18 protein-coding genes and 1 pseudogene are annotated in these 24,121 nt (G+C 58.0%); 14 read left to right on the top strand and 5 right to left on the bottom strand.

Translation table 11 applies throughout. The annotated features are described in order from the left end of the window. Positions 1 to 364: 364 nt before the first annotated feature. A complete protein-coding gene (locus tag D5066_RS10180) occupies positions 365 to 1,705 on the top strand; it encodes a carbohydrate porin (RefSeq protein ID WP_119915873.1) in 1,341 nt (446 codons plus the stop codon). Positions 1,706 to 1,719: 14 nt separating this feature from the next. Here D5066_RS10180 and D5066_RS10175 read toward each other — a convergent pair whose 3' ends face one another. Further along, on the bottom strand, positions 1,720 to 2,676 hold the full coding sequence (locus D5066_RS10175) for an AraC family transcriptional regulator (RefSeq protein ID WP_119915872.1): 957 nt from the start codon (positions 2,674 to 2,676) through the stop codon (positions 1,720 to 1,722). A 115-nt stretch (positions 2,677 to 2,791) separates the two neighbouring features. Here D5066_RS10175 and D5066_RS10170 point away from each other — a divergent pair, with 115 nt between their 5' ends. Next, entirely contained in the window at positions 2,792 to 3,979 is a 1,188-nt protein-coding gene (locus D5066_RS10170; protein ID WP_119915871.1) for an MFS transporter, read from the top strand. Positions 3,980 to 4,018: 39 nt separating this feature from the next. Here the strand turns inward: D5066_RS10170 and gap are convergent, their stop codons facing one another. Then, positions 4,019 to 5,029 (bottom strand): type I glyceraldehyde-3-phosphate dehydrogenase, encoded by a 1,011-nt coding sequence (gap, locus tag D5066_RS10165; RefSeq protein WP_119915870.1) that lies wholly within the window; start codon positions 5,027 to 5,029, stop codon positions 4,019 to 4,021. A gap of 78 nt (positions 5,030 to 5,107) precedes the next feature. Continuing rightward, positions 5,108 to 6,088, bottom strand: coding sequence for a GlxA family transcriptional regulator (locus D5066_RS10160; RefSeq protein ID WP_119915869.1), 981 nt, complete (start codon positions 6,086 to 6,088; stop codon positions 5,108 to 5,110). A gap of 138 nt (positions 6,089 to 6,226) precedes the next feature. Here D5066_RS10160 and D5066_RS10155 point away from each other — a divergent pair. Together D5066_RS10155 and D5066_RS10150 are read left to right on the top strand one after the other, a co-directional pair. Continuing rightward, positions 6,227 to 7,197: pseudogene (locus tag D5066_RS10155) on the top strand (fatty acid desaturase). Further along, a complete protein-coding gene (locus D5066_RS10150) occupies positions 7,190 to 7,948 on the top strand; it encodes a phosphate/phosphite/phosphonate ABC transporter substrate-binding protein (RefSeq protein WP_119915868.1) in 759 nt (252 codons plus the stop codon). The pseudogene D5066_RS10155 and the gene D5066_RS10150 overlap by 8 nt, the downstream one beginning before the upstream one ends. Here D5066_RS10150 and D5066_RS10145 read toward each other — a convergent pair. Beyond that, positions 7,927 to 8,823, bottom strand: coding sequence for a LysR family transcriptional regulator (locus tag D5066_RS10145; RefSeq protein ID WP_119915867.1), 897 nt, complete (start codon positions 8,821 to 8,823; stop codon positions 7,927 to 7,929). The genes D5066_RS10150 and D5066_RS10145 overlap by 22 nt on opposite strands. 23 nt (positions 8,824 to 8,846) lie before the next feature. Continuing rightward, complete coding sequence (locus D5066_RS10140; RefSeq protein WP_119915866.1) at positions 8,847 to 11,135, bottom strand: FdhF/YdeP family oxidoreductase; 2,289 nt, start codon at positions 11,133 to 11,135, stop codon at positions 8,847 to 8,849. A gap of 981 nt (positions 11,136 to 12,116) precedes the next feature. On the opposite strand from D5066_RS10140, the gene D5066_RS10135 reads away from it, so the two are divergent. From D5066_RS10135 to D5066_RS10090, 10 genes are all read left to right on the top strand, one after another. Continuing rightward, positions 12,117 to 12,611 (top strand): SH3 domain-containing protein, encoded by a 495-nt coding sequence (locus D5066_RS10135; protein WP_119915865.1) that lies wholly within the window; start codon positions 12,117 to 12,119, stop codon positions 12,609 to 12,611. Between the two features lie 23 nt (positions 12,612 to 12,634). Then, the gene (tssJ, locus tag D5066_RS10130; protein ID WP_119915864.1) at positions 12,635 to 13,138 is read left to right on the top strand and encodes a type VI secretion system lipoprotein TssJ; all 504 of its coding nucleotides are present in this window, start codon (positions 12,635 to 12,637) and stop codon (positions 13,136 to 13,138) included. A gap of 28 nt (positions 13,139 to 13,166) precedes the next feature. Next, a complete protein-coding gene (gene tssK, locus D5066_RS10125; protein WP_080329400.1) occupies positions 13,167 to 14,510 on the top strand; it encodes a type VI secretion system baseplate subunit TssK in 1,344 nt (447 codons plus the stop codon). A 17-nt stretch (positions 14,511 to 14,527) separates the two neighbouring features. Then, positions 14,528 to 15,766, top strand: coding sequence for a DotU family type VI secretion system protein (locus tag D5066_RS10120; protein WP_119915863.1), 1,239 nt, complete (start codon positions 14,528 to 14,530; stop codon positions 15,764 to 15,766). A 2-nt stretch (positions 15,767 to 15,768) separates the two neighbouring features. After that, positions 15,769 to 19,389: a type VI secretion system membrane subunit TssM gene (gene tssM, locus D5066_RS10115; protein ID WP_119915862.1), complete on the top strand. Its 3,621-nt coding sequence runs from the start codon at positions 15,769 to 15,771 to the stop codon at positions 19,387 to 19,389. A gap of 16 nt (positions 19,390 to 19,405) precedes the next feature. Next, on the top strand, positions 19,406 to 20,122 hold the full coding sequence (gene tagF / locus D5066_RS10110; protein ID WP_080329397.1) for a type VI secretion system-associated protein TagF: 717 nt from the start codon (positions 19,406 to 19,408) through the stop codon (positions 20,120 to 20,122). Positions 20,123 to 20,133: 11 nt separating this feature from the next. Then, positions 20,134 to 21,150, top strand: coding sequence for a type VI secretion system protein TssA (gene tssA / locus D5066_RS10105; protein ID WP_119915861.1), 1,017 nt, complete (start codon positions 20,134 to 20,136; stop codon positions 21,148 to 21,150). Positions 21,151 to 21,225: 75 nt separating this feature from the next. Beyond that, positions 21,226 to 21,750: a type VI secretion system contractile sheath small subunit gene (gene tssB, locus D5066_RS10100; protein ID WP_008502644.1), complete on the top strand. Its 525-nt coding sequence runs from the start codon at positions 21,226 to 21,228 to the stop codon at positions 21,748 to 21,750. Positions 21,751 to 21,753: 3 nt separating this feature from the next. Further along, positions 21,754 to 23,253 (top strand): type VI secretion system contractile sheath large subunit, encoded by a 1,500-nt coding sequence (gene tssC, locus D5066_RS10095; RefSeq protein WP_014884232.1) that lies wholly within the window; start codon positions 21,754 to 21,756, stop codon positions 23,251 to 23,253. Positions 23,254 to 23,627: 374 nt separating this feature from the next. Then, entirely contained in the window at positions 23,628 to 24,110 is a 483-nt protein-coding gene (locus D5066_RS10090) for an Hcp family type VI secretion system effector (RefSeq protein ID WP_008502640.1), read from the top strand. The last annotated feature ends 11 nt before the right edge of the window (positions 24,111 to 24,121 follow it).

Below are 24,121 nucleotides of genomic sequence, written 5' to 3'. Positions count from 1 at the left end.
ACCTTAGACGAATATTGCCCGCTTCGCGTGTTGAATATCCCATTTTTCGCAGAACCAGACAATTTACCGCTCCGCCCGTACCGTACGGCTGGAAGGAATAAGTTGTGCAAATGGAATTAAATCATTCATGCCTTTAAATAATGATATATATCTCACGTTAAAATATAGATGTGGTTAATGGAATAAGAGTGTGAAGTGAGTGGTCTTTCTTTCGTTTAATTTGTGATGTTTTCTCAGTGCCGATCACACAAGTTAAAATTCATAATTAACTTATCAAAAAACATAATAGCACCTCCAGGGGTATTTGGTCGAAATGGCGAGGCTCAATATTTGGGTATTCACTTTTATAATCAGGATGGATTCTATGAAATTAAAGAAAACGGTAATTCTGATGAGCGCGCTCTATTCCGGTGCGCTTTTAGCTGCCCAGCCCTCGACAAGCGTGGAAGAAAAACTGGCGCAACTGGAAGCGCAAATTCAGGCGCTTAAACAGCAGCAGGCGGCCGCCGCGCAGACTGCACCCGCCGTGGTTGTACAGTCGGAAGAGCCGGTGAGCAAGACGGCGCCGCCAAAACTGACGCTTTCAGGATATGGTGATATTAAATTTTATGGCGACGTTGAATTTAATATGGGTGCCGCCAGTAAAACAGGCAGCCTGACATCCGTTAAGCAAAGCGCTAATAGTGACTGGGCACCAGGAGATAAAGAACGCTGGGATATTAACGGGCGTATTTTATTAGGCTTCGACGGTTATCGTAAAATGGATAACGGCAATTTTGCCGGTTTCTCCGTGCAGCCCCTCGGCGATCTCGTCGGAAAAATGTATCTCGATGATGCGGTATTCTTCTTCGGTTCCGAGAACGACTGGGAAATTAAGGTCGGACGCTTTGAGGCTTACGATATGTTCCCGCTCAATCAGGATACCTTTGTGGAATATTCAGGAAATACCGCGGATGATCTCTACAGCGACGGCTACGGCTATATCTATATGCTGAAAGAGGGGCGCGGGCGAACCGACAGCGGTGGCAACTTCCTGATGAGCAAGACGCTGGATAACTGGTATTTTGAGCTGAATACCCTGTTCAAAGACGGCAGCGATTTGTACGTCGACCAGCGCTATCACGGCGCAGAACTTGAGAACGATAAAAATGTCGCCTACGTACGCCCGGTTATCTCATGGCAGAACGGACCGTTTTCCACCGCGGTCGCCATGGAAAGCAACCTGGTGAACAACGCTTACGGCTATCGTGACGATGCAGGGCGCTGGGTCGATCAGTCAGACCGGACCGGCTACGGGTTTACCATGACCTGGGACGGGCTCAAAACCGATCCGGAGAACGGCGTGGTCATGAACCTCAACACGGCTTACCTCGACGCGACGGGCGAAACCGACTTTACCTCAGGCATCAATGCCCTCTGGCGTAATTTTGAGCTGGGCTATATCTACGCCCATAACGAAATCGACGAGTTTAATACCTCAACGTTTGACGCCGAGTGTGAAAATGACTGCTGGATCACCGACCCGGGCGAGTACGACATTCACACCATCCATACGTCGTACCTGATCCCGAACGTCATGAAGATGAAAAATTTCAACGTCTATCTCGGCGCGTATGCGTCCTGGGTCAACGCTTCCCCGAAAGAGGGTGATAAGAAAAACGACGACCGCTACGGTGGCCGCGTGCGCTTTAAATACTATTTCTGATGTCGGCTAGCCGGTCAGACCTCTTCCGGGGTCTGGCTGGCTTCCCGCAGCGTGCCCGGCGCATGGCCAATGATGCGCTGAAAGGCCCGGCTGAACGCCGCCAGCGATCCATAACCCAGCCTAAGTGCGACCGTTTCAATCGGCTGGTTTTCATGGCGAATATACTGGATGGCAAGTCGCATTCTCAGTTCGCTGAGGTATTTTGCCGGGGTGGTTCCCGTCGCGGCCAGAAACCGTTCAGCAAACACGGAGCGGGAGGTGCCCGCTTCTTTTGCCAGATCCGCCACGCTCCAGTTCAGGCCTGGCTGCTGGTGCATTGCGTAGATGGCCCGGCTCAGGCGCGGGTCGCGTAACACCTGTACCCAGCCGGTGGCTTTACCGCAGCCGCCCTCAACCCAGCCGCGCACAATTAATGCCGCCACCACGTCAGCCAGCCGCGCAAGGATCCCGGCGAACCCGGCCTGACGCGCCACGGATTCTCGCTCCATTGCCGCCAGTAACGGATGGATTTCCGGCCAGGTGGACATCAATCGGCTGACCATCATCACCTCCGGCATTGCTTTGATCAGCGGCTGCATCCCGCCGAGCTCGAAATCCATACACCCGCTAAAGATAATGGTGTTGTCGCTCTCCGGGCAGGGCTCGCAGGTTATGGCGCACACCGAGCTGCAGATAGGCTCGCTCGGAAAAGCGTTCACCGGAGTAATGGCTGCCTGCGCGTCAGAGAGCAGGGCGTGGGCGTTCCCGCCGGGAATAAACAGCGCGTCGCCGCCGCTCAGTTCGAAGGTCGCACCGCTCTCCATTCGCAACAGGGCGCTACCGTGGCTCACGAAATGGAACTGGGCCTTACCGGGTGCCTGGTGAAACGCCACGCCAAACGGCGCGCTGGCTTCAATCCGTCGGTATTTCACGCCCGACAGGCGCATGCCGCGTAAGAGCTCGCTGATCAAATCGGGGGACTGAACGGTCATGGCACAACTCCGGACGAATAATCAATAAGTGGAGATTATATGTCATAGATCGTCCACGGTGAACCCTCTATGCTTTTGCGACAGTTGTCACATTTTAATAACGGGAGAACAACCGATGAATTCATGTGTCGTGGCGAGAGAGGCCGTCGCGCCTGCCAGGCCCGCCTGGCGAGCCGTCTATTCACTGGGGCTGGGCGTGTTTGGTTTGATAACGGCAGAGTTCCTGCCAGCCAGCCTGTTGACGCCGATGGCCGCCAGCCTGGGCGTCACGGAAGGCATGGCCGGGCAGGCCGTCACCGCTACCGCGCTGGTGGCGCTGGTCACCGGGCTGCTGATTGCCCCGGCGACCAAAAATATCGACCGTCGCTGGGTACTGATGTTTTTCTCCGTACTGCAAATCATCTCCAGCCTGCTGGTGGCCTTTGCGCCTACCCTGCACGTGCTACTGATGGGGCGTTTACTGTTAGGGGTTGCCATCGGTGGATTCTGGGCGATGTCGACGGCGACAACGATGAGGCTGGTGCCGGCGGACAAAGTCCCCAAAGCGCTGGCGATCATTTTTTCCAGCGTCTCTATTGCTACCGTGGTGGCCGCACCGCTGGGGAGCTATCTGGGCAGCCTGATCGGCTGGCGTAACGTCTTTGTTCTCTGCATTTTGCCGAGCATGCTGGCGGTACTGTGGCAGCTTTGGGTGCTGCCGTCCATGAAGCCGGAGAGCAGCGGCAGCCTGAGCACGCTGTTCCGCGTGCTGCGCCGTCCGGGCATGATTGGCGGCATGCTGGCGACCATTCTGATCTTCAGCGGCCATTTCGCTTTCTTCACCTATCTGCGCCCGTTCCTGGAAACGGTGGGGCAGGCGAGCGTTGAGACCATTTCACTGATCCTGCTGGGCTTCGGGCTGGCGAACTTTGTCGGCACCTCCGTTGCCGGGCATCTGCTGGCACGCAATCTTCGCCTGACATTGGCGCTGGTGCCGTTCGTCATGGGCATACTGGCGCTAACGATGGTGGCGTTTGGTCATCTGGCGATGCTGGATGGTTTCCTGGTGGCGCTGTGGGGCTTTGCGTTTGGTCTGGTGCCGGTGGGCTGGTCAACCTGGCTTGCCACCACCGTTCCGGATGAAGCCGAAAGTGCAGGGGGGCTGCTGGTGGCCTCAATCCAGCTGGCGATAAGCGCCGGTGCGGCAGTTGGCGGGGCGGTGTTTGACCTCAACGGTGCCAGCGGCGTGTTTGCCGGCAGCGGTTTCCTGCTGGTGACGGCGATGGTGATTGTGTTGATGGGCGTGAAGGTTAAAGCGGAGTAATGTATGCCGGGTGAGCGCTTGCGCCACCCGGCATCAGACTTACAGCCCTTTCTTATCCATCAGCACCGCCAAATCCACCAGGCGATTTGAGAAGCCCCATTCGTTGTCATACCACGCCAGGATCTTCACCATCTTCCCGCCAATCACCAGCGTGGAAAGCCCGTCGATAATTGAGGAGCGCGGGTCGCCCTGATAGTCGCTGGAGACCAGCGGTTCATCGCTGTATCCCAGGATCCCTTTCAGTGGTCCAGCGGCTGCCGCATTACGAAACGCCTCATTCACCTTTTCAGCTGTCACGTTACGGCTCAGGGTTACCGTTAAATCCACAATCGACACTACCGGCACCGGCACGCGCAGGGAGTACCCGGTCAGCTTGCCGTCCAGGGAGGGGATCACTTTGCCCAGCGCTTTCGCCGCGCCGCTGGAGTAAGGCACTATCGACAGCGCCGCCGCACGTGCGCCGCGCAGATCTTTCTCCGGCTGGTCGTGCAGCGCCTGGCTGTTGGTGTAGGCGTGTGTTGTGTTCATCAGCCCATGTTCAATGCCAAACTGCTGATGCAGCACCTGAGCCGCCGGTGCCAGCCCGTTAGTGGTGCAACTTCCGTTACTCACCACAAAATGCTGAGCCGGGTCATAGCTGTCGTGGTTCACGCCCATCACGACCGTCAGATCGTCATTCTTTCCGGGGGCGGAGATGATGACGCGCTTAGCGCCACCGCGTGTGATATGCACCGCCGCTTTTTCCCGATCGGTAAAGAAGCCGGTGGCCTCAATCACCACGTCAACGCCGACATCGCGCCACGGGATATTTGCCGGATCGCGCTCGCTAAACACCGTAATTCGCTGACCATCCACCTGCAGCGCGCCGTCGGCGGCTTCAACGGGTGCAGGCAGCTTGCCCAGAAGGGAATCATGTTTCAGCAGGTGGGCGAGGGTTTTACTGTCCGTCAGATCGTTAATGGCCACAATCTGCAGATCCGGGTTACCCAGCGCCGCGCGCAGGAAATTACGTCCGATACGGCCGAAACCGTTAATACCGACCTTAACCATGGTGCACTCCTTATCTCTGTTGTCTGGAGTCACTGTAGACGTCGGGCTGATTGGCGTAAACGACAAAAAAGAATCAGATTACGCCATCTTGCGGCAGTGGAAGCGCTGGCGGTATTCGCCCGGCGTGAGGTGGAGCTGTTTCTCAAACACGCGGCGCAGATTAATACTGGTGCCAAACCCGCTTTGCGCGGCAATGCGCTCAAGGGGATCATGCGTTTGCTCAAGCAGTTGGCGGGCAGCGGACAGACGCGCTTCGGTGACGTAGCGGGCAGGAGAGACCCCCGCCTCGCGGGTAAATACCCGGGTAAAATTGCGCGGGCTCATCGCCACTTTTTCCGCCAGATTTTCCACGCACAGGTCGGCGGTAAGGTTCTGCAGGATCCAGGTTTGCAGATCGCCGATCGGCCCTGATGATCCAGCCTGCTGCAGGCTGTAGCGGCTGAACTGCAGCTGCCCGCCGGGGCGGCGCAGGTACATCACCATATCCTGCGCGACGTCGCGGGCGAGGGTAAAGCCATAGTCATCCTCCACCAGCGCCAGCGTCAGATCGAACCCGGAACTCACGCCGCCAGAGGTCCAGATGGGGCCATCCTGAATATACAGCGGGCCGCCTTCGACTTTGATAGCCGGGTACTGGGCTTGCATCGTCTCCAGCAGCCGCCAGTGGGTGGTCGCGCGGCGACCGTCCAGCAGGCCGGTCTGGGCCAGCAGCATCGCGCCGCCGCAAATAGAGGCGACCCGTCGGGCATGCGGCGCAGCGAGGTGCAGCCAGTCCACCACCGCCGTGCTCTCCTGCTCGTTCATCCCGCGCCCGGTGATGATAATGGTGTCCAGCGGTTCACGCGGATCCAGCTCCGGCAGGCGATAGTCCGCCAGCAGATTCAGGCCGGACTGGCCGTGGATCACCTGGTGCGGCTGCGTAGTGGCGATGATAATCCGGTAGCGGGGCTGGGTAAGGCCTTCCGCATGCAGCCGGTTGGCCTGCATCAGAATGTCGGCGATACCGGCGGCTTCAAACAGCATGCCGCCGTCGGGAACAATAATCAGGATCTTCTTCATGTCCTGAAAAGTACATTTATTGCAGAATAAGTCAAGCAGCGCGATTCCGGTAAAGCAAAGCGATTTAAGTTCTTTGTGATTTCAGACGTAATCCCCGATCGTCAGGGCATTGTCTCTGGCGAAACGGCGTCTGAAGGAATGGGTAAACGAAGCTCCCTCTATTTACATCCGCAACAACGCGAACAAATCCACCGTCTTGCGTCGGGATTTCTGTGGCGAAGCGAACTGCCCACGTGGCTGTTGATCGTCACTATTTATGCAGGCTGGTTTGCCACGCTGAGGTTCTGGCAAACGCTTGGCCTGCTGCCCGCCACGCTGCTGCTGATCTGGTTTACCGCCTGGTATATGTCCCTGCAGCATGAGCTTATCCACGGACACCCGACGCGGTTTGCCTGGCTCAACCAGCTGTTTGGCACGCTCCCGCTGGCGGTCTGGTATCCGTACGGCCTGTACCGGGATTCGCATCTGGCCCATCATCGTCACGATAGCCTGACCTTTCCGGCGGATGACCCGGAGTCGTACTATTTTACCGATGAAAGCTGGGCGCGCTTTACACCCTGGCAGAAACGCGCGATCCGCGCCCGAAATACCTTTGTCGGTCGGATTGCGCTGGCGCCGCTGCTGGATATCTTTCAGACGCTGGGCAGTGCCGCGGCGGCGTTTCGTGATTTTCACCAGCGGGCAATCGCAATGTGGCTGGTCCACGTTTTGCTGCTGGTGGCGCTCTTCGTCTGGATGACGCACGTCGGTTTTTCACCCGTCTGGTTCGTGCTGGCGGTAAGCTATCCGGCGCTGGCGCTGACCAAGGTTCGTTCGTTTTACGAACATCGCGCGGCGGACGATCCGCTCGCGCGCTCGGTCATTAACGAGGCCGGGCTATTCTGGCGGGTGCTGTTTTGAATCTCAACTATCATTCAGTCCATCACGATCTGCCGGGCGTTCCCTGGTACGGGTTGCCGACGATCTACCGGCAAAACCGTGAGGCGTACCGGCAGCGTAACCACGGCTTTGTGGTCCGAGGCTACGGTGAATGGCTACGCCAGTTCTGGACCCAGCCAGTGGAGGTCACCGTCCATCCCGGAAAACAACAGGAGGAGAGGCATGAGTAACCTGCTGGCGTTTCCCATGTACGCCGTGGATCGCGCCGATACCCGCGCGCTCTGGCTGGCGGTGCAGCATCTGCTGGCCGTGCGCGGCGTGTCCGTCGAGGGTGCTCCCGGCTGGCCGGAGTCGGACCTGCTGACCCACTGGCAGCAGCCTGCGCTTATTCTCAGCCAGACCTGCGGCTACCCGCTGGTGACGCAGCTCCCGGAGGTACAGGTGGTGGGCTGTTTTCACTACACCGCCGCGGGCTGCGAGGGGAGCCAGTACCGCAGTTTTCTGGTAGCGCGCGAGGCGGATCGGCACCTCACGCTGGCGGATTTTCGCGGACGTCGGGCGGTCTGTAATTCTGCGGACTCCCAGTCCGGCTTCAACGCGCTGCGAAAAAAAGTGGCTCGCCTGGCGAGTGACGGGCCATTTTTCTCGCAAACGTCCTTCAGCGGCAGTCACCGTCAGTCGTTGATTGATGTGAAGCGTGGGGCTGGGGATATCGCGGCCATCGACTGCGTCACCTGGGCACTGCTGCAGCGTCATGAGCCGGAACGGCTTGCGGGGCTGGCGGTCATTGACCGCACACCGCTGACGCCGGGGCTGCCGCTGATCACCTCGCATAACACCTCGCCTGAAACGCTTAACGCCATTCGCGATGCGCTCTGCGTGCTGGTAAGTTCGCCCGAATACAGGGAGGTGTGCGACGCGGTGCTCATTAGCGGTTTCAGCGTGGTGATGCGGCAGGCCTACGCCTCGTTGCTCGCGTGATAGATTGCCTGCGCGTCGGTAAAGCAGCGCAGCGCCAGCGAGGAGAGCGGTTTTTGTCTGCGCATAATCAGGCCAATGGGGGCCTCAATGTTCGCGTCGGCGATGGGGACAATCCTGAAATTGCTGTTCAGGGCTTCCAGCCCGTTGTTCAGCGGCATCACGGCGCAGCATACGCCGCTCTGTACGGCCTGGATGATCTGGAACGTGGAGTCGCTCTCAAAAACGGCCGTCGGTTCGATGCCGGCAGATTTAAAGCTGGCCTCCATATGCGCCCGGTAGTGCATCCCTTTGGTCAGAAAACCCAGCGGAAAATCCGTCAGGTCGTGCCAGGTCAGCGTCTCCGGGGTAAGCTGGAAATGACGGACGTCGTGCAGCAGGCCCATTTTCGTTTCTGGCAGCCGGATAATGTCAAACAGGCTGGTGTCGATGCTGTTGAGATAGCAAATCCCCAGTTCCAGCTGGTTGCGGCTGACCCCGTCGGCAATCTGCGCCGAAGACATCGAATAGAGGCTGTAAGTAAGTTCAGGGTATTTTTGCGTCAGCTGACGAATGAAGATCATCGGATCCACGCTCGCCAGCGGGACCATCCCCAGACGTAGCTCACCCACCACCTGGCCTTTACACAGCGCGGCTTCCGCCTGCAATCCGTCGTGCGCGGCCAGAAGGGCGCGCGCCCACGCGAGGATGCGCTCTCCCTCCGGCGTAAACCCTTCAAAACGCTGTCCGCGCACAATCAGCACCAGTCCCAGCTCCTCTTCCAGGCTGCGGATGCGCATGGAGAGGGTCGGCTGGGTGATGTTGCACCGCGAGGCCGCTTTCCCAAAGTGCCGGGTCTCATCGAGCGCGAGTAAATATTTTAACTGTTTTATATCCATCAGGTTCCTCCGCGCGAACAGCCTTACAGCATGCGGATCTCTTTCGAGCGCAGGGTAATGCGAACCGGAACCGATTTATACGACGGCGTCCCGCTGTCCTTATCGAGATAATCGAGCGGCACCAGCACGTTCGCCTCCGGGTAATAGGCGCCGACGGTGCCCGGCGCGATGCTGTACGCCACCACCGTAATATCCTCCAGGCGCTGAACGCTGCCGGGGAGGGCGGTTTCGATATCCACGCGGTCACCGTGTTCCAGCCCTGACTGTGCCATATCCTCTTCATTCATAAACAGCACGTCCCGGCGGCCAAAGACGCCACGGTAGCGATCATCGAGGGCATAAATGGTGGTGTTGTACTGGTCATGGCTACGCAGCGTGATCAGGCGCAGCACATGCTCGCCCTCACCGCTGGCGTTTTCGTGTACGCCATCAAATACCGAGAACATCGCTTTGCCCGTCGCTGTCGGCCAGATACGCTTTGTTGGTGGCAACGGCATGCGGAAGCCTCCCGGAACCCGGATCCGCGCATTGTAGTTCTCAAAGCCCGGAATGGTCTGCTCGATCAGATCGCGGATGCGGTCGTAATCCTCGACCAGCGTCAGCCAGTCCACGCGTGTTTCCGGCAGGGTAGCCTTCGCGAGGCCAGCGACGATGGCGGGTTCCGAACGAAGCAACGGCGAGGCGGGTTTCAGCTTGCCGGAGGAAGCATGCACCATCGACATGGAATCTTCGACGGTAATGGACTGACGGCCGGTGGCCTGCATATCCAGTTCGGTGCGGCCAAGGCACGGGAATATATAGGTCTCTTTGCCCACCAGCAGATGCGTGCGGTTCAGCTTAGTCCCGACGTGCACGCTCAAATCCAGGTTACCCATCGCCGGGAAGCCCCGTTCGTGATCGGGCATCGCAACCGCAAAATTACCGCCGAGGCAGATGAGCGCTTTCGCACGACCGTCGATCATCGCCTGCGTGGCCTGCACAGCATCGTGTCCGTGGTGAGAGGGCGGCTCAAAACCAAACACTTGTTTCAGACGGTTCAGGAAGGCCGGGGCAGGTTTCTCGCTGATCCCGACGGTCCGGTTCCCCTGAACGTTAGAGTGACCGCGCAGGGGGCAGATCCCCGCACCGGGCTTGCCGATGTTCCCGCGCAGCAGCAGCAGGTCAGCAATCAGGCGGACGTTCGCCGTGCCTTTGTTATGCTGGGTGATCCCCATTCCGTAAGTAATGATGGTGGCATTTGATTTGGCATAGGCCTCTGCGACTTTCAGGAGCGCCGCCTGGCTGAGCCCCGACTCGCGCTCGATGTCGTCCCAGCGGGTTTGCGCGATATCGGCGGCAAAATCTTCAATGCCCTGAGTATGTTCAGCTATAAACGCGTGGTCGAGCACGCCACCGCGTTCGGCCTCCATCTCCAGAAGGTGTTTAGCAATGCCCTTCAGCGCGGCGGCATCGCCACCTGCCTTCACCTGGAAATAGGTCGAGGCGATGTCCGTTGAGCCATAGGTTGCCATTTCAATCACGCTTTGCGGGTCGGCGAAACGCTCCAGGGCGCGCTCGCGCAGCGGATTGAAGATAATAATCGGCACGTTGCGCCGGGCCAGCTCGTGAAGGGTACCCATCATTCGCGGATGGTTGGTGCCGGGGTTATGGCCAATGGAGATGACCAGCTCGGTCTTGTCGAAATCGTCCAGCGAGACGGTGCCTTTCCCAATACCGATGGAGCGCGGCAAGCCGACGCTGGTGGCCTCGTGACACATATTCGAGCAGTCGGGGAAGTTATTGGTGCCGTACTCTCGGGCGAAGAGCTGGAACAGATACGCTGCTTCGTTGGAGGCGCGCCCGGAGGTATAGAACTCGACCTGGTCCGGTTCGAGCCCGCGTAAAATCTCGCCGATACGCTGAAATGCCTCTTCCCAGTCGACAGGGCGGAAGGTATCGCTGGCCCGGTCGTAGCGCAGGGGATGCGTCAGGCGACCGTAACCTTCCAGCTCAAAATCCGATTTAGCCAATAGTGAAGAGACGCTGTTTTCCGCCAGAAACGTGGGGGTCACGCGTTTGCTGGTCGCTTCCCAGGTCACCGCTTTCGCGCCGTTCTCGCAGAACTGGAATGTGGATTTGTGTTCTTTATCGGGCCACGCGCAGCCGGGGCAGTCAAAACCGTCCGGCTGGTTAGTACGGAGCAGCGTCGCTGGGGCGTCCAGGGTGTCCATTTGGGTACGCACCGCAATGGCCGTCGCTTTTAATGCGCCCCAGCCGCCGGCAGGACCCTCATAGTGTCGGATACCGGGAACTGAGCGTCTTTTCGTGTTCATACATACTCCTGACGGGTTTGATCGCGCAACGGCTGGGCAATAAGCCAAAACAATGACTGGCAGGGGTGGATATCCATGCAGTTGAGTTACGGCTCCTGCCTGTAATCATATTTTATAACAATGAGTTAAAAGGGTTTGTGCGTAACTATTTAAAGAAATTATAACGAATTTTTATCATTTTAATAATAAATTGTATCTATCACCCGGTAGGCAGGATAGATAGCGTCAAGTGAGAAAATATTTAGCGCAGGTGAAATTTCGAATGAAAGTAACGGTCGTTCCAAAAGTGAAAATATCGCGGCTGACAGGCGATATATGGGCTTCAGGAAACAAAATAGTGACGGGAATGTTTACTCAGGCTTAATGATTGATGGAAATGTATCGTGACTTTCAGAGTAATTATCACAACATGAGATATAAGTTATTTTGAGCCGTGAAATTAAAGGTGCGCGTCATCAGTAAAATAGCGATGCTGTGATCGGGTAATCCGGGAAATATTAAAGATACCTTGTTAGTGCAACAAATAATTCATCTTCATATATTCTTCTGACATCACTAAAACCACAATTCTACTAATTATGGTAGTGGCGATAATAGCATTATTGCGTTAATGAAATCAGTTCTTTTTTGAATTTTCTGCTTTAGTAACAGTGGGTTATAAGGTTGTAAGCTGGAGGAATAAAGCGATCCAGGCCATGTCGGGTTTTTTTATCAGATAAATCCTATAATGTTTCGACTGCTTCAATTACCACCACTTACGAGGCGGTAAATATTGAATTGGAGCAAAGCTCATGTAAACTTGTTTACCGTTTGTCAAAATATGTCAGGAAGACGCTGGGCCTTATTCTGAAGGGCTCGTGCGGTAGCTATGTCTTTAAGTTAGTAACGCCTCGAAATTATCCTGACTATTTTAACGATAGCACCTAAGTCAAACTTCATCCCCTTTATCTCCATCATCAAAATATCGCTACGGAAAAGCATATGAAAATGCGCGTACTGTTTTCACTTCTGTTTGTAATGGCGGTGGCGGGCTGTAAAGCGCCACAGAAACCCGCGGTGACCGACGATACGATCGTGACCAGCCAGGTCAACGGCGTCACTCTGACTCACCGTCACGCCGTGGTGCCGCCAACGGAATTCACTCAGCTCAACGAGCCTTACCGTGCTATGTACCCGGCCTCCCTGATGAGCCGTCCTGATTTTGGCGGAAAGGTTATCCGTACGCTGGAAACCGGCAAAACCTACGTGGTGCTGGGGCAGGTAGAACACTACTGGATGGCGCTCGCCGATGAGGGGAACGACCAGCTGATTGGCTACGTTCCGATGCGTGCCGTTATCAAAGCCGACCAGTACGAAGCTACCGTTCGTAAACAGGCCATTCGTCCTAAGGCGCGTAAAAAAGCGACCTGTGTCGATGTGGATGGCAACAGCAAAGCCTGCAAAGACAGCGCTAACGGTACCTGGATCCTGAACTAAACGGCTTTCCTGAGCGTATTTTTATGAATAATAAAAATTTTCATAAGCTGTGGTTAGGCTTTTATGCGGTGATTTTCGCCCTTGTCAGTGGTTGTACGTCGTCTTCACACAGCGACCCTTCCCGCTACAATCTGCAGTTTCAGGCTCATCCACAAATCAATGATTCTGCGCCGCTTAAAGTCCGGGTGCTGCTGTTGAAATCCGATGCGGATTTCATGTCCAGCGACTTCTATTCCCTGCAGAACAACGCGTCAGCCACGCTTGGCGCGAATCTGCTGAACAGCGATGTTTTCTTCCTGATGCCGGGACAGCTCTCGAAAACCCTCAGCGGTCAGAGCGATCCCGAGGCGCGCTATATCGGCGTGATGGCGGAATATCAGAAGCTGGATGGAAAAAAATGGCGCGTTTCACTTCCTCTGCCTGTGCCGGGCGAAAATCATCTCTACCAGTTCTGGAAATGGTCCGCGGATGAACTCCAGGCCAACGTCTTTCTCGACGTAAACGGCATTCGGGTCATCAGCCAGTAACGCGCTTCACAACAGGAAACACATCATCATGACCAAAGCAGAAAAGGTCGTCTGGACCGAAGGCATGTTCCTGCGACCACACCATTTTCAGCGGACTGAAAGTTATCTGCTCAACCATGTTCGTGAGTGGGGTGCGCTGCAGCGTTCGTATCTCTGGGGCTTTCTCGATGTTGAACTGGACGAAGCGATGCTGCGCCAGGGCTGCATCGCCCTGAGCTACTGCAGCGGGTTACTGCCGGACGGCACCTTTTTCCAGGTCCGCAACGGACGCAACGGTCCTGCGCCGCTTAAAATTCCTGACAATCTCACCAACGAAAAGGTGGTGCTCGCGCTGCCGGTTCGTCGTGGCGAGCGGGAAGAGGTGATTTTCAGCGAAGAACCTGCCTCGCTGGCGCGCTTCGTCGCGTTTGAGCAGGAGGTGGAAGACGATAACGCCATGTCGGTGGGGGATGCCACCGTCCAGTTTGGCCGTCTGCGCCTGACGCTGATGCTGGAAAAAGACCTCACGGCAGAATGGACCGCCATCGGCGTGGCATTTGTGACGGAAAAACGCAACGACAACCACGTGCGGCTGGATAACAGCTACATCCCGCCGATGCTGAACGCCAATAACAGCCCGCAGATTTACAGCATGATCAACGATCTGCACGGCCTGCTGGTGCAGCGCAGCCAGCAGATTGGTGGCCGCCTGCGCCAGCCTGGCCGCTTTAACACCTCCGAACTGATTGAGTTTACGCTGCTTTCGCTGGTGAACCGTCATCTTGGCGAGGTTTCACATTTAAAAACGCTGCCGCTGCTGCACCCGGAAACCCTCTGGCGCAGCTGGCTGCCGTTTGCCACCGAGCTCGCGACCTGGACGTCGCAGCGCACCACCGAGAGCGTACTGCCGATTTACGATCATGACGATCTGGCGAACTGCTTCAGCAAGCTGATGCTGATGCTCCGTCAGGGGCTGTCGCTGGTGATGGAAGACCACGCCATTCAGCTGCCGCTTAACGAGCGCTCGCATGGCCTGAACATCGCCACCGTTCCTGAAACCAGCATGGTGCGCGAGTTCGGCTTCGTGCTGGCGGTAAAAGCCAACGTGCCTGGTGAACACCTGCAGACCCATTTCCCGGCACAGATGAAAATCGCGCCGGTCTCGAAAATTCGCGATCTGGTCCAGCTGCAGCTGCCGGGCATTATGCTGCGCGCCATGCCGGTCGCGCCGCCGCAGATCCCGTGGCATGCCGGCTACAGCTACTTTGAACTGGAGAAGGGCAGCGAGCTGTGGCACGAGATGGATAAGTCCGGCGCATTCGCCCTGCACCTTGCGGGTGAATTCCCGGGGCTGGATATGGAGTTTTGGGCCATCCGTAGCCCGACAGAATAATAAAGCGAGCGCTTAATATGCAGGAACGACAGGACACCGGCAGTGATGCCGCGTTTACCGGAGCCAGTAGCAACAACCCGCTGGTGGCGGCCGCCAACCCGCTGCTCAATGCGATTCCGCAGATCCGTCATTCGGTATCCCATGACGATCAGGTGGCGTTACGCCAGCGCCTGATCGATGAGATCCGCCGTTTCGAAGTCCGCTGTCAGCAGGCGGGGCTGCCCTACGAAGTGATCGTCGGGGCACGCTACTGCCTGTGTACGGCGCTGGACGAGGCCGCCGCGCTTACTCCCTGGGGCAGCAGCGGCGTCTGGTCCAGCAATGGCCTGCTGGTGACGTTCCATAACGAAACCTGGGGCGGCGAGAAGTTCTTCCAGCTGCTGGCGCGCCTGTCGCAGAACCCGCGCGAACATATTCTGCTGCTGGAGATGATCAACTACTGCCTGCTGCTCGGCTTCGAGGGGCGTTACCGGGTGCTGGACAATGGCCGCACCCAGCTTGAAACCATCAAGCAGCGGCTGTGGCAGATGATCCGCGGCGTGCGCGGCAGCTACCCGCCGCCGCTTTCTCCCCATCCGGAAGATCGTCCGGTGCTGCGCAAGCTCTGGCGTCCGATGGTTCCCCTGTGGGCCTGCGTGGCGCTGGCCGGGTTTATCGCCTGTCTGTTTTATATCGTGCTTAACTGGCGTCTTGGCGATAACACCAACCCGGTGCTGGCGAAGATTTATCAGTCTCAGCTGCCGGAAACCACTATTCAGCAACCGGCCCGCCAGCTACCCGCTGTGCTGAACCTGCGCGGCTTCCTGAAGCCTGAAATCGAGGCGGGCCTGGTGGCGGTGAAAGACGAAGCGGATCGCAGCGTCGTTATCCTGAAGGGCGACGGGCTGTTTGCCTCCGCCTCGACCGTCGTGCGCGACCGCTATGAACCGGTCATCAACCGCATTGCGCAGGCGATGAACAACGTCAGCGGCAAAATTCTGGTGGTGGGTTACAGCGACAACGTGCCGATCCGCAGCGCGCGCTTTGCCTCGAACTACGAGCTGTCACTGGAACGCGCGCGCTCCGTACAGAAAATGCTGCAGGGAAGCCTCTCTCAGCCAGGCCGCGTGAAGGCGGAAGGGCGGGGCGAGATTAACCCAGTGGCGCCGAACACGACGCCGGAAAACCGCGCCCGTAACCGCCGTGTGGAAATTACTCTGCTGGTGTCGCCTGAAAACACCCAGGCCGAGCTGAACGGATTGCCGCAAGGAAACTAAGGATGCTGACTACACTTCTTTCCATTCTGACCAACCGCATTCTGTGGAGCTTCCTCGGCGTAACGGCGCTGGCGGCGGTGATCTGGATGATTGGTCCGCTGTTGTCCATCGTGGACACCCGACCGCTCGAATCCGAACAGAACCGCATCATCAGTATCGCCGTGGTCTACCTGCTGTGGGCGCAGGGCCATATTCTGCCGCGTCTTTATAACGCCTGGCTGAACCGCAAGCTGATGGACAAGCTCAACGAGAACACCACCAGCCCGGAGGCGGCGGATCCGAAGCAGCGCCTGAACAGCGAGGAGCAGATCCTCGCCAGCCGTTTTGATGAAGCCGCGCAGATGCTTAAAAAAGCGCACTTCAGCAAAGCGGGCCAGGGCGCCCAGTGGACCCAGCGCTTCAGCACGCAATATCTCTATCAGCTGCCGTGGTACGTCATTATCGGCGCGCCGGGCTCCGGTAAAACCACGGCGCTGGTGAACTCCGGGCTGCAGTTCCCGCTGGCCGACCGTTTCGGTAAGACCGCGCTGCGGGGCATCGGCGGGACGCGCAACTGCGACTGGTGGTTCACCAACGAGGCCGTGCTGCTGGACACCGCGGGTCGCTACACCACCCAGGAGAGCGAGCAGGTGCAGGACGCCGGTGAGTGGCTGCAGTTCATGGGGTTACTGCGCAAGTACCGTCGCCGCCAGCCGATCAACGGCGTCATCGTCACGATCAGTATTTCGGACCTGCTGACCCAGTCTGCCGAAGCGTCCCGCCAGCAGGCGGTGAACCTGCGCCAGCGTCTGTCCGAGCTGCATGAACAGCTGGGTATCCGCTTCCCGGTGTATGTGATGGTGACCAAGGCCGACCTGCTCAAAGGTTTCCGCGCCTGGTTTGCCGACTATGACAAAGCGCAGCGCGACCAGATCTGGGGCTTCACGCTGCCATGGGAGCAGACCAAACACGCCGATTACGACCTGATGGGCAACTTCCAGCAGGAGTTTTCTCTGTTACAGCAGCGCCTCGATGCCGGGCTGCCGGAAACCATGCTGAAAGAGCATGACGCGAAAACCCGCGCCGAAGCGTACCTCTTCCCGCAGGAGTTCGCCGCGCTGCGTCCGCTGCTGGCGGACTACCTGAGCACGGTCTTCGCCCGCTCCAACTTTGAAACCGAATTTTCGCCGCGCGGGATCTACTTCGCCAGCGGGACGCAGGAAGGTATGCCGTTCGACCGCGTGATGGGCGAACTGAACCGCGCGCTCTCCCTGCCAGAAGGGGCAGAGAGCGATAACTGGGATTCGGTCAGCAAAGAGGCTCCAATCCCGGGCGCGAAAGGCCAGAGTTTCTTCATCAAGAATCTGCTGCAAAACGTTATTTTCCAGGAAGCCGGGATTGCCGGGGAAAACCGCTGGTGGGAACTGCGCAACCGGGCGGTGATCTGGTCCGGCTACGCGGCGCTGCTGGCCCTGCTGGCGATCCTCGGCGGGCTGTGGCTGACCAGCTATGCCAAGAACAAGTCCTATCTGGAAGAGGTGGACGCGAAGGTGCCGCTGCTGGACCAGCAGAGCAAAGCGCTGCAAAACCAGCCGCAGCGTGACCTGTTCGATCTGCTGCCTCTGCTGAATGGCCTGGTGGACCTGCCGAAAAGCGACGCGTTTGATGTCAACGATCCGCCAGTCTCCCGCCGCATGGGGCTTTACCGTGGGGATGACGTCAGCGATGCTTCCCAGTCCCTGTACCAGAAGGCGCTGGATCAGCTGCTGTTGCCTGCCGTTGCTATGCACATCACCACCTGGCTGCGCAACGATAACGGCAGCGACGTTGAGTACAGCTACGAGGCGCTGAAAGCCTATCAGATGCTTTATCAGCCGAAGCACTACGACGGCAAATTCCTGCACTCCTGGGTAATGCTCAACCTACAGCGCAACCTGCCGCAAAACGTCACGAAGGCGCAGCTGCAGCAGCTCGAATGGCATCTCACCCAGCTGCTGGAGCCGAAAATTCAGGCCTCGCCGTACGCGCAGGACGAATCCCTGGTGGCGCGCGAAAGAGCCCTGATCAACCAGCAGCCGCTTTCAACCCGCGTCTACGGTCGCCTGAAGCGCCTGCTGGAACATGACGACAACCTCAAGCCGGTCTCCCTTTCCGACCTGGGCGGGCCGCAGAGCGAGCTGGTGTTTTCCCGCAAAAGCGGTAAGCCGGTGAGCGAAGGCGTTCCGGGTCTTTATACGCCGGACGGTTACTGGAAAAGCTTTAACGGGCAGATTGACAGCGTGACGACCGCCCTGCATGAAGACGATGCCTGGGTGCTGGGCGCCGCGACCGCGCAGGAAGATAAACAGCAGATCGATAACGCCGTGCGCCAGCTCTACATGCGCGACTTTATTGCGAACTGGGATCGCTTTCTCGCCGACATCCAGCTAAACAACAGCGCCGATCTTTCCCAGCGCATCAACACCGCGCGCCTGCTCTCTGGCGCAAACTCTCCCCTGCGCCGCCTGGTGCAGAACCTGAGCCAGGTGCTGACGCTCTCCCGCGATACCCCGGCACCGGAAGATGCCGGTAAAGCGCAGGCGCAGAGCAACCGCGCCACCCGCACGCTGGAAGCGCTGTTCAGTAATAATGACAATGCCCCGACGCAGGCGGCCGCGATTACTCAGGCACCTGAGCAGCTGGTAACGGACCACTTCGCGCCGATGATTGAGCTGGCCCAGCCGCTGGAGAAGGGCGGCAAGACCATCGTCTTTGATGATTTTCTTAAGCAGGTGGATGAGCTTTATCGCTACCTGACCGCCGTGCAGGACGCCGCCAACAGCGGTATGCCGGCACCGGGCGGCGAGGCGATCAGCCGTCTGCAGGCCAGCGCCGGTCGACTGCCAGGCGGACTGCAAACCATGTTTAGCAACATGGCGGTGGGGGCCAGCAGCGATACCCAGCGCCGTGACCTGGAAAACGTGCGTAAGCGGATTAACGTCGAAGTGGGCGGATTCTGCCGTCAGGCGATCGCCGGTCGCTACCCGCTGGTGCGCAGCGCCAGCACCGAGGTCACTCCGGACGATCTCGCCCGCATGTTTGCGCCGGGCACCGGGCTGATGGACACCTTCTTTCGCGACAACCTGACCAGCAAAGTGGATACCACCCAGGCAAACTGGCGCTTTATGCCGGGCATCGACGGTAAAACCCTGCCGGGCAGCGAAGGTTTGCTGAGACCGTTCCAGCAGGCCCAGTCGATTCGCGACGCCTTCTTTGCTAACGGCGCGACCACGCCGTCTTTCAAGGTAACGGTACGCACCGTGAGGATGGATAACACCATTCTGAACCTGACGCTGGACGTTGACGGCCAGCTGCTGCGCTACAGCCACGGTCCGCAGGCCGTGCAGATCATGAACTGGCCGGGGCCGGGTGGCACCAACCAGGTCCGTATGCAGCTGGGTCTGGCTAACGGCAGCACCGCGACGCTGGTCACCAACGGTGCCTGGGCGCTCAATCGCTTTTTCGATAAAGCGCGCACCAGCCCGGGCGCGGGAAGCCTGAGCCGTCAGGCCACCTTCAACGTCGACGGTCATCAGGTCACGCTGGAGTTCGCGCCAAACAGCATTCGCAACCCGTTCCAGCTTCCCCGTTTCTCATGCCCATAACCGCAAGGACAGCCGTATGACGAATACCCCTGCGATGAACCGCTACAGCTGGTATGGCAAATTACCCAGCGCCGGAGATTTTTTGCAGCGTCGCTTTCCTGACACTTTACAGCGCCAGTGGTCGCACTGGTTTCAGGTTGGCCTGCTGGCCTGGCAGCAGGAAGAGCAGCGCAGCGGCGAACGCCAGTTCACCAAAGCACCGGTCTGGAATTTCGTCGTCCCGCCGATGCTGGGCAGCCAGATGATCCAGATGGGTTGCCTGCTGCCCGGCCGCGACAGCGTTGGCCGACACTACCCGGTTTGCATTCAGCTCAGCTTTGCCCCGTCAGAGTGGTCGACCAGCCTGCTCAGCCAGGCGGAAAGCTGGTATCAGCAGATTGGACGTCTGGGCCTGCACGCGGTGCGCAACAGTTTTTCCGCCTCGCAGCTGGATGAGATGCTGATGTCCATTCCGGCGCCGCAGCCCGTCGAGCCGCAGAAGCGTTCCGACATCCTCGACGTGATTGGCTACGACGAGGACGGCCAGAACACGCTGGGCTGGCCGCAGGCGGCAGAGTGTTTTGACCCGCTGCGTCAGACCAGCTACTGGTGGACCAACCGCTGCGACGGTTACCCGCTGTACACCCACGTTCATAGCGGCAACTTCACCGGGCAGCTTTTCACCCTGCTGTTCGACCCGGCAGGGGGCGCCCGTCCGGGACGTCACGGCCTTTATCCGCCCATGTTTGAATAAGCAGGGAACGTATGAACATCGAAGAATTTCTCGCGCCAGTAAGCTCCGACAAGCCCTGTGGCGACAATCTGGAGTACGACGCTGACTTCCAGGCGATGAACCAGGCAAGCCTTGGGAAAGCGGAACAGCAGTTTGGCGACACCATCATCCCGGCAGAGCCAGCGGACTGGAACACGGTAGAAAAATTCGCTACCAGCCTGCTGAGCCGTACTAAAGATCTTCGCGTGATGCTGGCGTTAACCCACGCCTGGACACGCCGTCGCGGCCTTGCGGGCTACGCGGACGGGCTGTTGCTGGTGCAGGAAGCGATTGCACGCTACTGGGAGCCGCTCTATCCGCTGCTGGAAGAGTATGGAGAGACCGACCCGTTCTATCGCATTAACGCTCTGGCAGGGCTGAGCGATAAATCCGAGCTCACCGTCGCGGTACGTAACGCCTCGCTGCTGCGTTCAAACGGCGATGAAATTTCGCTGCGTGACGCCCAGGCGCTGCTGGACGGCAGTAAAACCGAGTGCCCGGACTATCCGGGTGGACGTCCAAGACTGATTGACGAACTGGCCCGCGGCGACCAGCCGGGGACCGCAGCGGTTATCGTCATTAACGAACGACTGCTGGCTATCCGCGAGCTGCTCATCGGGCATCTCGGAGAAAGCGGCGTACCGGAAATGGAACAGCTGCTGAAAACCGTGGGGCTGGTCGCCAGCGCCTGTCAGGTGACCGATATCAGCAAGCTGCTGCCGAACCGTGAGGCGCAGGCTGAACAGCACGCCGAGCCGCAGCCTTCGGCAGCGCAGCCCGTTCAGCCGGTCACCGACTGGCGCAGCGTGCAGGTCACCAGCCGCGCCGACGCGCAGCTGATGCTGGAAAAAGCGAAGCAGTATTTTGCGCAGTACGAACCGAGCCACCCCGCACCGCTGATGATTGAACGGGTGCAGCGGCTGTCAGAACTTAACTTTATGGACATTATTCGCGACCTGGCGCCAGACGGCGTTAACCAACTGGAAAACATCTTTGGACGCCGCGAATAACGCGTCCAGGCATTATGACGACAGGCATGGAGCCTGCCGTTTCACCTTCACCGCGCATCTTTGATGGAGAACATCATGGCAATGAGTAACAGTGGGCAGAAATTCATCGCACGTAACCGTGCCCCCCGCGTGCAGATCGAGTACGACGTAGAGATCTACGGTGCAGAGCGTAAGATTCAGCTGCCGTTCGTGATGGGCGTTATGGCCGATCTGGTCGGCAAACCGGTGGAAAACCTGCCGGCCGTCGACGAGCGTAAATTCCTTGAAATCGACATCGACAACTTTGACGAACGCATGAAGGCGCTGAAGCCGCGCGTGGCGTTCCAGGTGGATAACACCCTGACCGGCGAAGGTAAGCTCAACGTGGATCTGACCTTCGACAGCATGGACGACTTCCTGCCGGATGCGGTAGCCCGCAAGGTTGAGCCGCTCAACAAGCTGCTGGAAGCCCGTACACAGCTCTCCAACCTGCTGACCTATATGGACGGCAAAAACGGTGCGGAAGAGCTGATCGCAAAAATTCTGCAGGATCCGACGCTGCTCAAATCCCTGAGCCAGTTGCCGAAAAATGACGAAAGCGCGAAAGGTAGCGAGGAATAATCGATGAGCAACCAGACTCAACAACATGAGCAGCAGGCGGGTCAGGCGTTCAGCCAGGATGAGTTCAGTGCGTTGCTGAACAAAGAGTTCCGCCCGAAAACCGACCAGGCGCGTTCCGCCGTGGAGAGCGCGGTCAAAACCCTGGCGCAGCAGGCGCTGGAAAATACCGTGACCTTCTCCAACGACACCTACCGCACCATTCAGAACCTGATCGCCGGTATCGATGAGCAGCTGTCGCAGCAGGTAAACCAGATTATTCACCACGAAGAGTTTCAGAAGCTGGAGAGCGCCTGGCGCGGTCTGAGCTACCTGGTGAACAACACTGAAACTGACGAGATGCTGAAGATCCGCTTTATGAGCATCTCCAAACAGGAGCTGGGCCGCACCCTGAAGCGCTTCAAGGGCGTGGGCTGGGACCAGAGCCCGATCTTCAAGAAAATCTACGAGCAGGAGTACGGTCAGTTCGGCGGCGAGCCGTTTGGCTGCATCGTCGGCGACTATTACTTCGACCACAGCCCGCAGGACGTTGAGCTGTTGGGCGAAATGGCGCGTATCGGCTCTGCGGCCCACTGTCCGTTTATCACCGGTACCGCACCGGGCGTGATGCAGATGGAGTCCTGGCAGGAGCTGGCTAACCCGCGCGACCTGACCAAAATCTTCCAGAACACCGAATACGCCGCCTGGCGTTCACTGCGTGAATCTGAAGACGCCCGCTATCTGGGGCTGGTGATGCCGCGCTTCCTGTCGCGCCTGCCGTACGGCATTCGTACCAACCCGGTGGACAGCTTTGATTTTGAAGAGCAGACCGACGGCGCGAACCACAACAGCTACTCGTGGGCGAACGCCGCTTACGCGATGGCGGCCAACATCAACCGCTCCTTCAAAGAGTACGGCTGGTGCACCTCGATTCGCGGCGTGGAGTCCGGCGGGGCGGTGGAAAACCTGCCGTGCCACACCTTCCCGAGCGATGACGGCGGCGTGGACATGAAGTGCCCGACCGAGATCGCCATCAGCGACCGTCGTGAAGCGGAACTGGCGAAAAACGGCTTTATGCCGCTGGTGCACCGCAAAAACTCCGACTTCGCGGCCTTCATCGGCGCGCAGTCTCTGCAAAAACCGGCGGAGTACCACGATCCGGATGCCACCGCCAACGCGCGTCTGGCCTCTCGTCTGCCGTATCTGTTCGCCTGCTGCCGCTTTGCCCACTACCTGAAGTGCATCGTGCGCGACAAAATTGGCTCCTTCCGCGAGCGCGAAGAGATGGAGCGCTGGCTGAACGACTGGGTGATGAACTACGTCGACGGCGACCCGGCTAACTCCTCTCAGGAGACCAAGTCCCGTAAACCGCTGGCGGCGGCGGAAGTGCAGGTGCAGGAGATCGAAGACAACCCGGGCTATTACGCCGCGAAGTTCTTCCTGCGTCCGCACTACCAGCTGGAAGGTCTGACCGTTTCTCTGCGTCTGGTTTCTAAACTGCCGTCGCTGAAGACGAAAGACGCGTAAGAGCGTCAGCCTGCTGACAACGTGCGTTTTGTGAGTTTCGCCCGGCGGCGCTACGCTTGCACGGGCCTACAATGAAGCGTGCAATTTATTGATATCGTTGCGCAATGTAGGCCGGGTAAGCAAAGCGCCACCCGGCAAGAAAGACGGCTAAATTGTTAATGCTGTCCTTAACTGGTTCCACAATAACGCACGGTAATAAAGACTTCACATTCATTCCGTTATTTCGGGGGAATGTAAGACTGTCAAATGACACGGGTCGTTTGATATGAGGCAGAGGTAAAATATGGACGGTTTTATTCAGCCCCATGCTTTCCTGTTTGCCATATAAGTGCTTTTTCGAAAGCAATATTGTTCATCCACGAAGAGTAGATATTATGGCTATTGATATGTTTCTGAAGGTCGAGGGTGTTACGGGCGAATCTAAAGATTCTAACCACACCGGCTGGACTGATATTACCTCCTTCTCCTGGGGCGCTTCCCAGCCAGGTAATATGAGCGTTGGCGGTGGCGGCGGTGCCGGTAAAGTTAACTTTAACGACCTGCACGTTAACGCACTGATCGACAAATCCACCACCGCTATCCTGAAACACTGCGCTAGCGGTAAACACCTGACGAAAGTTGAACTGTCCGTCTGTAAAGCGGGCGGCCAGCAGGTGGAATACTCCCGTATTACGCTGGAAGATGTACTGGTAACCTCTGTTCAGTACACCGGGGCTGACAACGGCGACACCGTGGGTGTGACCTACGCATTCCAGGCTGCGAAAGTGAAACAGCAGTACTGGGAGCAGACCACGTCTGGTGGTAAAGGTGCTGAAAGCAGCGCTGGCTGGAACATCAAAGAAAACAAAGAAGCATAATTGCGTATGTG

Source organism: Enterobacter chuandaensis, from assembly GCF_003594915.1.
Taxonomy (GTDB): Bacteria; Pseudomonadota; Gammaproteobacteria; order Enterobacterales; family Enterobacteriaceae; genus Enterobacter; species Enterobacter chuandaensis.
Note: the sequence above shows the minus strand (reverse complement) of the source record. Positions and strands in the feature narration are given on the sequence as shown.